The 14569-nt window shown below is 67.3% G+C and carries 14 protein-coding genes; 4 read left to right on the plus strand and 10 right to left on the minus strand.

Annotated elements, in window-relative coordinates; all coding sequences use genetic code 11:
• Nucleotides 1–83: 83 nt before the first annotated feature.
• Complete coding sequence (locus DWF00_RS18410; protein ID WP_114829211.1) at nt 84–458, minus strand: hypothetical protein; 375 nt, start codon at nt 456–458, stop codon at nt 84–86.
• A 206-nt stretch (nt 459–664) separates the two neighbouring features.
• On the opposite strand from DWF00_RS18410, the gene DWF00_RS18415 reads away from it, so the two are divergent.
• Together DWF00_RS18415 and DWF00_RS18420 are read left to right on the plus strand one after the other, a co-directional pair.
• Nucleotides 665–2179 (plus strand): MDR family MFS transporter, encoded by a 1515-nt coding sequence (locus tag DWF00_RS18415; protein ID WP_114829212.1) that lies wholly within the window; start codon nt 665–667, stop codon nt 2177–2179.
• A gap of 127 nt (nt 2180–2306) precedes the next feature.
• Nucleotides 2307–2861: a DUF1269 domain-containing protein gene (locus DWF00_RS18420; protein WP_114829213.1), complete on the plus strand. Its 555-nt coding sequence runs from the start codon at nt 2307–2309 to the stop codon at nt 2859–2861.
• A 135-nt stretch (nt 2862–2996) separates the two neighbouring features.
• Here the strand turns inward: DWF00_RS18420 and dapD are convergent, their stop codons facing one another.
• Nucleotides 2997–3839 (minus strand): 2,3,4,5-tetrahydropyridine-2,6-dicarboxylate N-succinyltransferase, encoded by an 843-nt coding sequence (dapD, locus tag DWF00_RS18425; RefSeq protein ID WP_114829214.1) that lies wholly within the window; start codon nt 3837–3839, stop codon nt 2997–2999.
• Nucleotides 3840–4091: 252 nt separating this feature from the next.
• Here dapD and DWF00_RS18430 point away from each other — a divergent pair, with 252 nt between their 5' ends.
• A complete protein-coding gene (locus DWF00_RS18430; RefSeq protein WP_114829215.1) occupies nt 4092–5426 on the plus strand; it encodes an 8-oxoguanine deaminase in 1335 nt (444 codons plus the stop codon).
• A gap of 291 nt (nt 5427–5717) precedes the next feature.
• On the opposite strand, the gene tam is transcribed toward DWF00_RS18430, so the two are convergent.
• From tam to DWF00_RS18450, 4 genes are all read right to left on the minus strand, one after another.
• Nucleotides 5718–6488 (minus strand): trans-aconitate 2-methyltransferase, encoded by a 771-nt coding sequence (gene tam, locus DWF00_RS18435; protein ID WP_114829216.1) that lies wholly within the window; start codon nt 6486–6488, stop codon nt 5718–5720.
• Nucleotides 6489–6517: 29 nt separating this feature from the next.
• Nucleotides 6518–7042 (minus strand): MarR family winged helix-turn-helix transcriptional regulator, encoded by a 525-nt coding sequence (locus DWF00_RS18440; protein ID WP_114829217.1) that lies wholly within the window; start codon nt 7040–7042, stop codon nt 6518–6520.
• Nucleotides 7043–7238: 196 nt separating this feature from the next.
• A complete protein-coding gene (locus DWF00_RS18445; protein ID WP_114829218.1) occupies nt 7239–7874 on the minus strand; it encodes a TetR family transcriptional regulator in 636 nt (211 codons plus the stop codon).
• A gap of 72 nt (nt 7875–7946) precedes the next feature.
• The gene (locus tag DWF00_RS18450; protein ID WP_114829219.1) at nt 7947–8576 is read right to left on the minus strand and encodes a class I SAM-dependent methyltransferase; all 630 of its coding nucleotides are present in this window, start codon (nt 8574–8576) and stop codon (nt 7947–7949) included.
• A 182-nt stretch (nt 8577–8758) separates the two neighbouring features.
• Here DWF00_RS18450 and DWF00_RS18455 point away from each other — a divergent pair, with 182 nt between their 5' ends.
• Nucleotides 8759–9703 carry an SDR family oxidoreductase gene (locus DWF00_RS18455; RefSeq protein WP_114829220.1) on the plus strand — a complete coding sequence of 315 codons (945 nt, stop codon included), beginning with the start codon at nt 8759–8761 and terminating at the stop codon, nt 9701–9703.
• A gap of 175 nt (nt 9704–9878) precedes the next feature.
• Here the strand turns inward: DWF00_RS18455 and DWF00_RS18460 are convergent, their stop codons facing one another.
• The 4 genes from DWF00_RS18460 to DWF00_RS18475 all read right to left on the minus strand — a co-directional run bounded on the left by DWF00_RS18460 (nt 9879) and on the right by DWF00_RS18475 (nt 14397).
• On the minus strand, nt 9879–11042 hold the full coding sequence (locus DWF00_RS18460; RefSeq protein ID WP_114829221.1) for a mandelate racemase/muconate lactonizing enzyme family protein: 1164 nt from the start codon (nt 11040–11042) through the stop codon (nt 9879–9881).
• Nucleotides 11043–11136: 94 nt separating this feature from the next.
• Complete coding sequence (locus tag DWF00_RS18465) at nt 11137–11964, minus strand: carbohydrate ABC transporter permease (RefSeq protein ID WP_114829222.1); 828 nt, start codon at nt 11962–11964, stop codon at nt 11137–11139.
• A 1-nt stretch (nt 11965) separates the two neighbouring features.
• Nucleotides 11966–12904 (minus strand): carbohydrate ABC transporter permease, encoded by a 939-nt coding sequence (locus tag DWF00_RS18470; protein ID WP_114829223.1) that lies wholly within the window; start codon nt 12902–12904, stop codon nt 11966–11968.
• Nucleotides 12905–13146: 242 nt separating this feature from the next.
• Nucleotides 13147–14397, minus strand: a complete 1251-nt coding sequence (locus DWF00_RS18475) for an ABC transporter substrate-binding protein (protein ID WP_114829224.1) — start codon at nt 14395–14397, stop codon at nt 13147–13149.
• Nucleotides 14398–14569 lie beyond the last annotated feature (172 nt).

Raw genomic sequence — 14569 nt, forward strand, 5'->3', positions numbered from 1 at the left:
CCAGCATGGGTTAGCCCTTTCTACGCAGCCGGGAATACACCCGCGGAGACAGCGTAGAGACGCCTGGTGCTCGAAGCCGATCGTCACTTCACCCACAGCCGCAGCGGGATCTGCCCCTGCGCGCCGCAGCGGGCGAAGGCGACCTCGTCCTGCGACAGCGTGCCGGAGACGCTGCACTCCTCGCCGCCGAGCGTGAGGCTCGCGGAATAGCGGGTACGGCCGAGGCGGCTCAGCTTGAGCGCGCCGGATTTCTCCGAGACCTCGCCCGGCCCGCACATCGCCAGGTGCTTCATGCGGAGCGGGCCTGAGAAATCGCGCGAGCGCCAGGAGCCGGGGGCGGCCTCGATGAGCGTGGCGCTGACCTCCCACTCCCCGGCGAAGCCATAGCGGCCGGCGAGGTCGAGCGCCCCGGCCTGCGTGGGAAGCATGAGGAAACCGAGCAGCAGAAACCGGTGCATTCCCGCCCCCTCGCCCGTCCCTCGCGCGGCGTCAGGCGGCCAGCTTAGCACGCTGGCAGCAAAGCAAAAGGGCGGCGTTGTGGCGGCATGCTGCACCTGCTCACTCATCCACCGCAGTTCCGCCCTGCACCCCTGACGCTGGTGCATGGCTCGGCCTGATTATAGACTAGTATCATTCCCCTCACACAGGACGGGTTGCGGTACCGATGGACAAGCGGGTCGAAGCGGATGAGCTCCACGCGGCGCATGCTCATGCGCAACCGGCGCTGACCGAGGCGGATATCCGCGACATCCTGATCGGCATCGTGCTCGCCATGTTCCTGGCGGCGCTCGACCAGACCATCGTCGCCACCGCGATGCCGACGATCGGGCGCGAGCTCGGCGACGTCGCGCACCTGCCCTGGATCGTGACCTCCTACCTGCTCGCCTCGACCGCGGTGACGCCGCTCTACGGCAAGCTCGCCGACATCCACGGCCGGCGCGTGACCATGCTGACCGCGATCGTGGTCTTCATCATCGGCTCGATCGCCTGCGCGATGGCGCCGAGCCTATGGCTGCTGGTGCTGGCGCGCTTCGTCCAGGGGCTCGGCGGCGGCGGGCTGATCTCGCTGGCGCAGACCATCATCGCCGACATGGTGCCGCCGAAGCGGCGCGGCAAATACCAGGTCTACATCGCCGGCGTCTTCGTCTCGGCCTCGCTGCTCGGGCCGGTGCTGGGCGGCGTGATCTCGGAGGCGTTGCACTGGTCGATGATCTTCTGGATCAACCTGCCGATCGGCCTCTTCGCCTACTACATGACCAACTCGGCGCTGAAGCGCCTGCCGCGGCACGAGCGGCCGCACAAGCTCGACCTGCTCGGCGCGGCTCTGATGACCAGCGCGACGATGACGCTGCTGCTGGCGCTGAGTTGGGGCGGGGTGCGCTACCCCTGGGCCTCAGTGCAGATCTACGGTCTGATCGGCCTGTCTGTGCTGTTCTGGATCGGCTTCGCGGCCCGGCTGCGGATGGCCGACGAGCCGCTGATCCCGCCCGACATCCTGGCCAATCCGGTGGTGCGGGCCGGCACGATCGCGGCCGGCTTCGGCATGGGCACCTTCATCGGCCTAACCATCTACCTGCCGCTCTATTTCGAGACCGTGGCCGGCCTCTCCGCCGCCAATTCCGGCATGGGGCTGATCCCGCTCAGCTGCGGCACGGTGATTGGAGCGACCATGTCCGGCCGGGCGATGACCAAGCTGACGCACTACAAGCGCGTGCCGATGGTCGGCCTGACCATCGCGCTGATCGGCACCGCGCTGATCGTGGTCTATGCCGGGCGGATGCCGCTGATCCCCTTCGTCTGCGTGCTGGCCGTGATCAGCCTCGGGCTCGGCACCCTGCTGCCGGTCGCGACCGTCTCGATCCAGAACGCCGTGCAACTGCACCAGCTCGGCACCGCGACGGCGACGGCGAACTTCTTCCGCCAGATCGGCGGGGCGCTGATCGTCGCGGTGTTCGGCGCGATCGTGCTCGGCGGCATGGGCACGAGCGGGGCCGGGCTCTCGGCCGAGACGCTGCGCGCGGGAACCGTCGACCGCGACACGATGGTGACGCTGTTCCAGTACGTCTTCGCGGCGACCTTCGCCGGCTTCGCGATGGCGCTGCTCTTCCTGCTGATGATGAAGGAGATGCCGCTGCGCGGCAGCGCCATCGAGGCGGCGAAGGAAGTGGCGGGGGATTGAGGGCAGACGCGGGGAGCAAGGGCGCGGGAACAAGGCTCCCGCTCATACGTTCAAGCGTGTTGCCCGCCGCAAGCCTGTCACACCCCTCCTACAAGCTCGCGCGATCGTCGCAACAGGAGCGTTCCCCATGTCCGATCTCGTCGTCATCGTCTACCCGACCGAGGCCAAGGCCGAGGAGATGCGCCAGAAGATCATCGGTCTCCAGAAGGAGTACTTGATCGAGATCGGCGACGCCGCCATCGCCGTCATGCACGAGGGCGGCAAGGTCAAGCTCAACCAGCTGCTCAACACCACGGCGCTCGGCGCGGTCTCGGGCAGCTTCTGGGGCCTGCTGATCGGCGCGATCTTCCTGATGCCGGTGTTCGGCGCCGCGATCGGCGCGGCCTCGGGCGCGCTCGGCGGGGCGCTGACCGATTACGGCGTCGATGACGGCTTCATGAAGGAGCTCTCGGGCAGCCTGCAGCCGGGCAACGCCGCGCTCTTCCTGCTGATCCGCAAGATGACCGCCGACAAGGTGCTCGAGGCGATCAAGGGTTCGGGCGGCGTGGTGCTGAAGACCTCGCTCGACCACACCCGCGAACAGGCGCTGCGCGACGCGATCTCGGCCTCGCCAGGAGCGGTCGAGCATCCCTCGGCGACGCCGGCGCCGGTCGGCAGCGGCGCGCCGTCGCCCGTGGGCTGACAGCTGGCACCACCCACTCGCCGTCATGCTCGGGCTTGTCCCGAGCATCCACGCCTTGAACGGTGCCCGCGACAGGCGAAGACGTGGATGGTCGGCACAAGGCCGACCATGACGGGGGAGGCCGAGTAGGGAGGCTCAGTCGCGCAGCAGCTCGTTGATGCCGGTCTTGGCGCGGGTCTGGGCGTCGACCGTCTTGACGATCACGGCGCAGTAGAGTGAGGGGCCGGGCGTGCCGTCGTTCAGCGGCTTGCCCGGCAGCGAGCCGGAGACCACCACCGAATAGGGCGGCACCTTGCCGATATGGACCTGGCCGGTGGCGCGGTCGACGATCTTGGTCGAGGCCGAGATGAACACGCCCATCGAGATCACCGAGCCCTCGCCGACGATGACGCCCTCGACCACCTCGGAGCGGGCGCCGACGAAGCAGTTATCCTCGATGATGGTCGGGTTGGCCTGGAGCGGCTCGAGCACGCCGCCAATGCCGACGCCGCCGGAGAGATGCACGTTCTTGCCGATCTGGGCGCAGGAGCCGACCGTCGCCCAGGTGTCGACCATGGTGCCTGAGTCCACATAGGCGCCGATATTGGTGTAGGACGGCATCAGCACGACATTCGGCGCGATGTAGGCGCCGCGGCGGGCGGCGGCCGGCGGCACGACGCGGAAGCCGGCGGCGCGGAAGCGGTTCTCGCCCCAGCCCTCGAACTTGGACGGGACCTTGTCCCAGAACACGCCCTCGCCCGGGCCGTTCGCCACGATCTTGTTGTCGCTCAAGCGGAAGGAGAGCAGCACCGCCTTCTTCAGCCATTGATGCGTGACCCATTCGCCGTCGATCTTCTCGGCGACGCGGGCCTGGCCGGCATCGAGCATCTCGATGACCTGCTCGACCGCCTCGCGCACCGGCCCTTGCGTGTTGACGCCGATCTCGGCCCGGTTCTCCCAGGCGGCGTCGATGGTGGCGGCGAGATCGGTCAGGGACATGGGGCGGCTCCGGCGTTCGAAATTGCGCCGCGAGCGATGGCGGATGGAGGTCGTGGCGTCAAGGAAAAGCGCGGGAGCCCACTTCTGTAAGGAGAGGGGGTGGGGGTGAGGTGTAGGCCAGATGTCATTGGCCTGAACCCCGGGAGCGGTTAGCTTTTCACCCAACTGGTCAAACGGCCTACACCTCACCCTGCCCTCTCCTTACAGGAGAGGGTTCCCCGAGCGCTTTCCGGCGCCGTCGAGAACCCGCTCATGCGCCTCTGGATCAAGAACCCACTCGGCATCGTCGCAGAACAGGCCGCCGGTGGGGTGGTCGCCGATGGCTCCGTCATCGTCGAGCTGGTGCCGGCCGGAGGCGCGCCCTCTCTCCCTGTCGACGAAGTCTTCGACGCCTCGCAGCACGTCGTGCTGCCCGGCCTGATCAACACGCATCACCATTTCTACCAGACGCTGACCCGCGCCCATCCGGCCGCGATCGACCGCGAGCTGTTTCCCTGGCTGAAGGCGCTCTATCCGCTCTGGGCCAGGCTCAACCCCGACGATCTCAGACTCGCCGTGCGGGTGGCGCTGACCGAGCTGCTGCTGTCAGGCTGCACCACGGCGGCCGACCACCACTACCTGTTCCCGAAGGGGCTGGAGAGCGCGGTCGACATCGCGGTGGACGAGGCGCGGGCGCTGGGCATCCGCATGACCGTATCGCGCGGCTCGATGAACCTGTCGCAGAAGGATGGCGGGCTGCCGCCGGACGAGGTGGTGCAGGACGAGGACACCATCCTCGCCGATAGCGAGCGGGTGCTGTCGCTGTTCCATGATCCCAGGCCGGGCAGCATGATCCAGATCGCGCTGGCGCCCTGCTCGCCCTTCTCGGTGACGCCTTCGCTGATGGCGAAAAGTGCCGAGCTGGCAGGCAGGTTCGACGCGCCGCTGCACACCCATCTCGCCGAGACGCAGGATGAGGACGCCTATTGCCTGGAGGTCTATGGCAAGAGGCCGCTCGACCTGCTGGAGGAGACCGGCTGGATGCGGCCGAAAACCTGGCTGGCGCATGGCATCCACTTCTCCTGCGAGGAGTGCGAGCGGCTCGGCAAGGCGGGCGTCGGTGTCTGCCATTGCCCGAGTTCGAACGGCGTGCTGGCGTCCGGCTTCTGCAAGACGCGCGAGCTGGAGGCGGCGGGTTCGCCGCTGGGCTTGGGCGTCGACGGCTCGGCCTCGAATGATGGCTCCAACCTGATGGAGGAGCTGCGTCATGCGCTGCTGATCAACCGGCTACACTACAGGAGCGCGGCCGCAGTGACCGCGCGCGACGTGATCCGCTGGGCGACGGAGGGCTCGGCCCGCTGCCTCGGGCGCTCCGATATCGGGACGATCGCGCCGGGGATGCAGGCGGATTTCGCACTCTACAAACTCGACGAACTGCGTTTCTCCGGCGCGCATGACCCGGTCGCGGCGCTCGTGCTGTGCGGCGCGAACCGCGCCGACCGGGTGATGGTCGGCGGGCGCTGGCGGGTGGTCGACGGGGCGGTGCCGGGGCTCGACGTCGCGGCGCTCAGGCGGGCGCATGGGCTGGCGGCGCGGCGCTACGCCTGATGCTCAAGCTTGCCGAACGAGGCGCGGGGAACCCTCTCCTGTAAGGAGAGGGCAGGGTGAGGTGTCGGCCAGAACACCAGTGAGGTTGAACCCTGCGGTCCCCTCCCCGTCATTGCGAGCGCAGCGAAGCAACCCAGGAGGACTGGGTGAGCGAGACCCCCTGGATTGCTTCGCTGCGCTCGCAATGACGGGCAGGCCACGGCAGCAGCGTCAAACGGCCTACACCTCACCCCTGCCCCTCTCCTTACAGGAGAGGGGTTCCCCGCCCTTGATGGATGGCGTCGCCCAATTTCACCGCGTCGCGACGATGAATAGCCTCGGGAAAGGCAGCAGCACCGTGCCGTCGGGCATCGCCGGGTAGGCTTTCGCCACCTCAGCCTGATAGCGCGCGAGGTAGGCTTCGCGTTCGTTGTCATCGAGCGGGGCGAGGAAGGGGCGCAGGCCGCTGCCCTTGAACCATTCGACGATCGCGCCGGCCCCGCCGGCAAGCGCATGGTGATAGGTGGTGCGCCAGACATCGATGCCGGCTGAGCTGTCGCGCAGGACGCGGTAGTACCAGTCGGCGTCGTGGCGCGGCGCGCGCAGGCCGGCGGCGCCGGCGAGCTTGCCGGCCCAGGGGCCGTCGGCGGCGATCTCGCGCATCAGGACATGGGCGGGCTCGTCGAGATTATCCGGCATCTGCACGGCGAGGCTGCCGCCGGGCGCGAGCCGGGCGACGAGCGACGGCATCAGGGTCTCGTGCCTGGGCAGCCATTGCAACACGGCGTTGGAGAGGATGACGTCATAGGACTGCTGCGGCTGCCAGCTTGCGATGTCGGCAAGCTCGAACTGGATCGCCGGCAGGCGCTTGCGGGCGGCGGCGATCATGTCGGCGTCGCTGTCCATGCCGGCGACGCCGGCCTGCGGGAAGCGGGCCTGGAGCAGCTCGGTCGAGTTGCCGGGGCCGCAGCCGATATCGACGGCGCTCGCGACGGGCAGGCTGTGGATCTGGGCGAGGAGATCGCGGATCGGGCGGTTCCGCTCGTCCTCGAACTTGGTGTATTGCCGGGCCGACCAGCTCATCGAACTCTCTCCTGTAGCTCCGCGGCCTGTCAGCGGCGTTTGGCGGGCTTGTCTGGCGCGGGGGCGAACTCGCGCAGCTCCGGCAGTCGCGCGTGGATGCGGCGCAGCAGCGCGAGGAGCCGGTCCACCTCTTCCTGGGTGAAATCGGCGAGAACGAGGCGCTCGCGCTCGATCGCCAGTGCGATCAGGCGATCGTGCAGGGCGTAGCCGTCCGGCGTCAGTTCCAGAACCTGGCGGCGGGCGTCGCGGCCATCGGCGCTCTCGCCAACATGGCCGGCCGCGACGAGCGCGGCGACGCCACGGCTGACCGCGCCCTTGTCGAGGCCGATGATCTCGCAGATGCGCTGCGCGCCGATCCGCGGCTCGATCGCGAGTTGCGAGATGATGCGCCATTCCGTGACGCCGACGCCGAAGCGTTCGAGATAGAGCCGCGAGGAGCTGCGCGACCAGGTGTTGGAGATCGCCGTCAGGAAATAGGGGACATAGCCGGTGAGATCGAGCACCTCGCGGTCCCCGTCCACCCCGTTGGCCTTGCGGCGCTTGGTCGAAGCCATGGATTGCCCGTCAGCGTGCCCTGCTGATATCTGGCATGGCGCGGAACGAGAGGGCAAGCCGGCCCCCTCCCCGTCATGGTCGGGCTTGTCCCGACCATCCACGTCTTCGCTTCTCCTTGGTGACGTTCAAGACGTGGATGCTCGCCACAAGGGCGAGCATGACGGCATGAGGCAGAGCGCTACGATGAGCCGGTGCTCAGCACTCCCCGCCCAAGCGGCCGAAGGCGGCGAGCTCGGACCAGATCGCGGCGAAGATATCGCGCGCGAAGCCCTCGACGTCCTCGGGCACGCCGTCCTCGTGCCAGCACTCGCCGCCGACGCGCATGCCGCCGACGACGATCATGGCGAGCAGGCGGGTGCGCAGGCGGTTCGCCTCGTCAGGCGTGCGCGCGGCCAGCGCCTCGGCCAGCTTCTGCTCGAGCTTGACGTATTTGAGCTGCTCGCGGCCGCGCAGCGCCGGAGTCTCGCGAATGAGCTTTCCCAGCGCCAGCGCCTGCGGATCGGCCGCCGAGACGAGAACCGAGCCGATCAGCGCCTCCTCGACCACCTTGATCAGGGATTCACCCGGCGGGCGGGCGAGGACGGCCTCGGCCATCACCTCGCCGAACCTGTCCTGCCAGGCGGAGATGACGTCTTCCTTGCTCGGGAAATAATCGAAGAAGGTGCGCTTCGAGACATCGGCCGCGGCCGCGATCTCCTCGATCGTGGTCGCATCGAAGCCGCGCTCCAGGAACAGCGTCTTGGCGGCGTCGGCGATGCGCTCGCGCGTCTGCCGGCGCTTGCGCTCGCGCAGGCCCTCGTTCGCCTTGATCGTGTCTTCCGGAACGCGCATCGAATTCGTCAGCCTGGTATTCCCCCTCGACAGGCCTATCCCCCTGGGCCTGCCGAGGCAATGTTGCGCCGGTTACGCCGGCATCGGCTCGAAGCGCCGGCGGCCCGAGCCGAGCGGCTGGCGCCGGGTGATCTTGTAGACCGCCGCCGGCGGGATGTTGCGCAGGGCGCGGCCGACGCGGGTGGCCTTGAGGCCGAGCCGATCGAGGATCGGCCGCGGGACCGGGCAGCGCGGGCCATAGGTGAACTGATAGAAGGCGCCGCCCGGCCGCATGTAGGTGAAGGCGCCCGAAAGGATCGCGATGGTCTTGCGCGGCGACATCGAGAGCAGCGGCAGACCGCTGACCACGGCGCCGACCGGCGCCCCAGTGAAGAGCTCGAAGCGGGTGAGCTGCGAGGCATCCATCCAGAGCACGCGGGCCTCCGGGAAGCGGAATTCCAGCATGCGGGCGAAATCCGAGCCGTATTCGACCAGGGTCAGGTCGGTCTCGCTGACGCCGCGCGCCAGCAGCGCCCGGGTGAAGACGCCGGTGCCGGGGCCAAGCTCGAGCACCGGGCCATCCTCCGGCCCGATTTCCTGCGTCATCACTTTGGCGAGCGCCTCGCCCGAGGGAGCGACGGCGGCGACCTGCAAGGGATTGGCGGCCCAAAGGCGGAAGAACTGAACGAAATCGGAGCAGGTGGTGGCTGCGGCTGAGGTCATGGGGTCCGTCTGTCGATGAAAATGAGTGATGGGCGGCGTCGCACAGATTGCAATTTCTTATCTATTGCAAATTTGCACTTGATGCAGATATAGGTTGCAGCAGACGCCAAGGCAATGGCCTTGTGCGTCGGCCGGGCGGCGTGGTTGCGCTGCTTCGTCCCCCCAAACGGAGAGCGCCGATCATGTCAGGCTGGAGCGTCGAACAGATTCCGGCCCAGGCCGGACGAACCGCCGTCGTCACCGGGGCGACGAGCGGCATCGGCTTTGAGGCGGCGCTGGCCCTCGCCGGGGCAGGAGCGCGGGTCGTGCTGGCCTCGCGCAACGAAGCCAAGGGAGCCGAGATGCTGGCCCGCATCCGGGCGGCCCATCCCGGCGCCGAGGTCAGCTTCGAGCCGCTCGACCTCGCCAGCCTCGCCTCCGTGGAAGCCTGCGCCGAGCGGATCGCGCAGACGACGCCGCGGCTCGACCTGCTCGTCAACAATGCCGGCGTGATGGCGATCCCGACCCGGCACGAGACGGTGGATGGCTTCGAGATGCAGCTGGGGGCCAATTATCTCGGGCATTTTGCGCTGACGCTGAGGCTGCTGCCGCGACTGCTGGCCGGCACCGCGCCGCGCGTGGTGACGCTGAGCAGCCTCGCCCATCGCTCCGGGCGGATCAACTTCGACGATCTGCAATCCAGGCAGCGCTATGGCTACTGGGCGGCCTATTGCCAGTCCAAGCTGGCGACGCTGATGTTCAGCCTGGAGCTGGAGCGCCGGGCCCGCGCCGCGCGCTGGCCGCTCATGAGCAACGCGGCCCATCCCGGCTATGCCCTGACCGGGCTGCAGAGCGCCGGCCCGCGGATGGGCCGGAGCAGGCCCAGCCTGATGGAGCTTTTCAGCAAGCTGATCGCGCCCTTCGCCTCGCAATCGGCCGCAGCCGGCGCGCTGCCGACGCTCTATGCGGCGACGTCGCCGGAGGCCGAGGGCGGCATGCTCTACGGTCCCGACGGGTTCTACGAGCTGAAGGGCTCGCCCAGGCGGGCGAAGATCGTCGAGGCGGCGCTCGACCGCGAGATCTGGCTGCGGCTCTGGGAGGCCTCGGAGCGGCTGACAGGTGTGACGCTCGCTCAGACGGCGGCGTGAGCGAGGGCGACAGGCGTTCGCTGTCCCCTCGTTGGAAAAGCGCGGCGTCATCCCGGCCGGAGCGCAGCGTAGCGCCGGGATCCATCATGGGACTCAGCGCTCTACGATGGATCCCGGAGCTGCGCGGCTGAAGCCGCTTGTCCGGGATGACGTCGCGGGTGTGGCTGAAGGCTGATCAATCCAGCCGGCCGAAGCCGTCGATGATGTTGCCGCGCAGGAAGTCCATGTCCATGGCGATGCCGAGGCCGGGCTTCGTCGTCAGCTTCAGGCTGCCGCCGGTATTGTCGAGCGGGGTCTCGATGAAGCGGTTGTAGCAGGAGAGGTCGTGCATCGAGGTCTCGATGCGGTAGAAGTTCGGCACGGTGATCATGACATGGCCGCCGGCGACGACGTTGATCGGGCCCGAGGCGTCATGCGGCGAGACCGGGATGTAATAGGCCTCGGCCATGGTCGAGATCTTCTTCAGCTCGCTGATGCCGCCGGTCCAGGTGACGTCGGGCATGATGTAGTCGGCGAGGCGGTTCTCCAGGATCGGCACGAACTCCCAGCGCGTGTGCAGGCGCTCGCCGACCGAGATCGGCACGTTGATCTTCTCCCGCACCTGCTTCAGCGCGTGATAGCTCTCCGGCGGCACCGGCTCCTCGAACCAGTCGATCTTGCCGGCATCCTCCAGCGTGTTGCACAGGCGGATCGCGGTCGGCACGTTGAAGCGGCCATGGGCGTCGATGAGCAGTTCGATGTCGGGGCCGGTGGTCTCGCGGATCAGCGCGGTGAGCTCGGCCGCGATGCGCTCGGCCTTGCGGGAGAGCTCGCCGTCGAGATAGCCGTTGCGGCGGATCTGCAGGCCGTTGAGATGCGGGAAGGGATCGAACTTCAGCGCGGTATGGCCGGAGTTGACGATGCCCATGATCTCCTCGACCACGCCCTCCTTGGTGGTGAACTTGCCCTGGTCGGGATGGGTGTAGAGCAGCACGTCCTCGCGGACCTTGCCGCCGAGCAGCTCGTAGATCGGCTGGCCCAGCACCTTGCCCTTGATGTCCCAGAGCGCGATGTCGACGCCGCTGAGGCAGAGCGCGGCGGCGCCGCGGCTGCCCATATAGGTGAAGTTGCGATAGGTGCGGTTCCAGATGCTCTCGATGTCGAGCGGGTTGGCGCCGACGAGCAGGTCGTTCAGGTGCCTGAGCGCGGAGGCGACGGTGCGGTTGGCGAGGCGGGTCGAGGTGGTGATCTCGCCCCAGCCGGTGACGCCCTCGTCGGTCTGGACCTCGACGAAGAGGAACTCGCCGAAGAAGGTGCCTTCGGCTTTGACGATCCAGGGGGTGATCGACGAGATCTTCATGTGACGCTGCTCCGAACGGCCATCCGCTTGGCGGCGGCCCATAGTCCTTGAGTGGTAAGGTGGGAGCGGGGCGCGGCAAGCGCCCCGCGAGAGATCAACCCTTCATCGCGCCCGACATCATGCCGCCGACGAAGACCTTCTGCAGGCCGAGGAAGATCGCCGCGATCGGCAGGCTCATGATCACCGAGGCGGCCATGATCGCGCCCCAGTCCGTGTCGTACTCGGTCGAGAATTCGGCCAGCCCGATCGGCAGGGTCTTCACCGTCGAGTCGTTCGCGAAGGAGAGCGCGAAGATGAACTCGTTCCAGGTCGCGACGAAGGAATAGAGGAAGATCACGACGATGCCGGGCAGCGAGAGCGGCAGCATGATGCGGAACAGCACGCCCCAGCGCGAGGCGCCGTCGATGATCGCGGCCTCCTCGAGCTCGACCGGGATGCTCTTGAAGTAGCCGGTGAGCATCCAGATGCTGAGCGGCAGGGTCAGCACGAGATAGACCAGGATCAGCCCGACCAGCGTGTTCAGCAGGTTGAGGTAGCCGAGGAAGATGTAGAGCGGCACGATCAGCGCCGCCGAGGGCAGCAGGTGCGACATCAGGATCAGCGTCTGCCAGACGCCGCGGCCCTTGAACTCGAAGCGCGAGAAGCCGTAGGCGGCCGGCGTCGCGAAGATCAGCGCGATGATGGTCGAGCCGAGCGAGACGACCGTGCTGTTCCAGAAATAGCGCGGGATGTTCGAGTCGAAGAGCACCTTCTTGTAGTTCGCCCAGGTAGTGACCTTGGGCAGCCAGGTGATCGGCATGCTGTAGAGCTCGGCCAGGCTCTTGAAGGACGAGACGATCATCCAGAAGAACGGCACGACCGTGATCGCGAGCAGGATCAGGACGGGCAGGTAGACCCAGGGGCTGCGGGCACCAGTCTTCATGTCACTGCCCCTTCCGGCGGCCGTCGAGCCAGATATGCGCGACGATGAACACGGTCGAGACGATGAAGAACATCACCGAGAGCGCGCTGGCCTGGTTGAAATTGAAGTACTGGAACGCCTCGACGAAGATCTGGATCGAGGTGATCAACGACCGGTCGGCCGGGCCGCCCTTGGTCATGGCGTAGATGATCGTGATCGAGTTCACGCCGGCGATGATCAAGAGCAGCGTGATCGAGGCCAGGATCGGCCTAAGCTGCGGCAAGGTGATGTGCAGCACCTCGTCGCGGAAGGTGGCGCCGTCGACGCGGGCGGCCTCGTAGAGCGAGACCGGGATCGACTGCAGGCCGGCCAGCACCATGATCGAGACGAAGGGGAACATCTTCCAGACGTTCACCGCCGTCAGCGCCGGCAGCACGATGCTCGGGTTGGTGAGCCAGCGCACCGGGTCCTCGACCAAGCCATTCGACATCAGGATGTAGTTGATGACGCCGTAATCGGTATGGAACATCCAGGCCCAGGTCATGGCGCCGACGATGCCAGGGATGACCCAGGGGATCAGCGTCAAGGCGCGGACGATCGCCTGGCCGCGGAACTGCTCGTTCAGCACGATGCCGGCGGCGGTGCCGAGGATGAGCTGCAGGATGATCGAGGCCGTGACGAAGTAGATCGTGTTGACCGTGGCGCGCGCGGTGCGGTCGGATTCGATGATGTTGACGTAGTTGGCGGCGCCGACGAAGGCGCCGTTGGCGTCGGTGACGCTCATGATGAGCGTCGAGATGATCGGGTAGACGATGAAGGTCGCCAGCAGCGCGATCGCCGGCAGGATGAAGAAGGTCGGCCCATCCTTATGCGCGGCGATGTAGCGCCCGATGCGCCCGCGCGGCGCAGGCGCGCTGCGCTCCGGCTGGCGCGGCGGGGATTGGACAGGTGTCTGGGCCATGGATTGTGCTGCGTTCTGCATCGTTCTTCTCGCGGAAGCCGCGTGAGTTGAAAGCCGCCCGGAACCGCAGCCCTCATCCTGAGGAGCGCGAAGCGCGTCTCGAAGGATGATCCAGCACCCTCTGGAGCATCCTTCGAGACGCGGGCCGAAGCCCGCTCCTCAGGATGAGGGCTGTGGTTCCAGGCAGGTATCGAACCGCCCCCGCCCATGCGCTCAGGCACGGGCGGGGCGGATGACGGCGTTTACTTCTTGAGGATGGCGTCGATGGCCTTGTCGGCGGCGGCCATCGCGTCCTTCGGCGAGGCGCCGCCGATCAGGACTTCCTGGATGTTCTTGTAGTAGGCGCTGGAGATCTCAAGCCAGGAGCCGATCGGCGGCTGCGGCCGGGCATGGGTCATCATCACCTTGAACGCGTCCAGCTTCGGATCGGCGAAGCGCGGCAGGTTCATCGAAGTGGTCGTGGTCGGGAAGGTGCGGGTGTAGAGCGCGAGCCGCTCGGGCTTGGCCAGGAACTGCAGCAGCTTCAGCGCCTCGGCCTTGTTCTTGCCGGCCTTGGGCACGATGAAGCCCCAGCCGCCGAGCAGCGCGGAGGTCTCCTTGCCAGTCGGATGCGGCATGATCGCGACGCCGTAGTCGAGGTTCGGCGCATCCTGGGCGAAGCGCTCCAGCTCGGTCGGCGTGCCCTGGTACATGGCGATGGTGCCGGCCATGAACAGGCGGCGCAGCTCGAGGCCGCCATTCTCCAGCGTCGACGGCGGCGAGACCTTCAGCGAGGTCAGCATGTCCGTGTAGAACTTCACGCCGGCAATGGCCTCGGGCGTGTTCAGCGTCGACTTCTTCATGTCGGCGGAGAGGATGTCGCCGCCATTCATCCAGATATAGGGCAGCGAGCGGTAGAGCGTGTTGCCCTGGCCCTCGGCGCCGCCGCCGGCGATGCCGTAGCCATAGCGGCGCTGGCCGTTCGGCGCGGTGTAGGTCAGCTTCTTCGAGACCTCGATCATCTCGTCCCAGGTCTGGGGCGGCTTCTCGGGATCGAGCTTGGCGTCGCGGAAGAGGTCCTTGCGATAGAGCATCGCCAGCGCCTCGGCCTGGAAGGGCAGGCCGTAGATCTTGCCGTCGACCGAGCAGGCGGCGAGCGTCGCCGGGACGAAGTCGGTGAGCGGCACGCTCTGGTTGATGGCGGCGCCGACATCCTCAAGCGCGTTGGTCGCCTGATAGGACGGGATCCAGGAGTTCTGGACCTCGATCAGATCCGGCGGGATGCCGGACTTGACCGCGATCATCACCTTGCCCTCGAGGCCGCCATAGGGGTTGGCCTGGAGCTTGACGGTGATGCCGGGATTCTCCTTCTCGAACTCGGTGGCGAGCTGCTGGGCCTTGACCTTGCCCGGCTCGGAGACCCACCAGCTGACCTCGCCCGCATGGGCGGAGGCGCTCAGCATGAGCGCTGCGGCAGCCGTCGCGAGACGGACCTTGAACGTCGATATCGTCACTTACTCATCCTCCCTGTCTGATCATTTCTTATTTGCTGGTTGCGGGTCTCGCCCCGTTCGGGCCGGTTTGCTCCGGCCCGGATGGCCTGCGGCGCAGCGGCCGATCCGCGTCAATCCGCGCCCGCCCGCCAGTCTTGATTGTTCCCATTTGAATAATACGTGTTCTGTCTTG

Source organism: Allobosea caraganae, assembly GCF_003351345.1.
GTDB classification, from domain to species: domain Bacteria; phylum Pseudomonadota; class Alphaproteobacteria; order Rhizobiales; family Beijerinckiaceae; genus Allobosea; species Allobosea caraganae.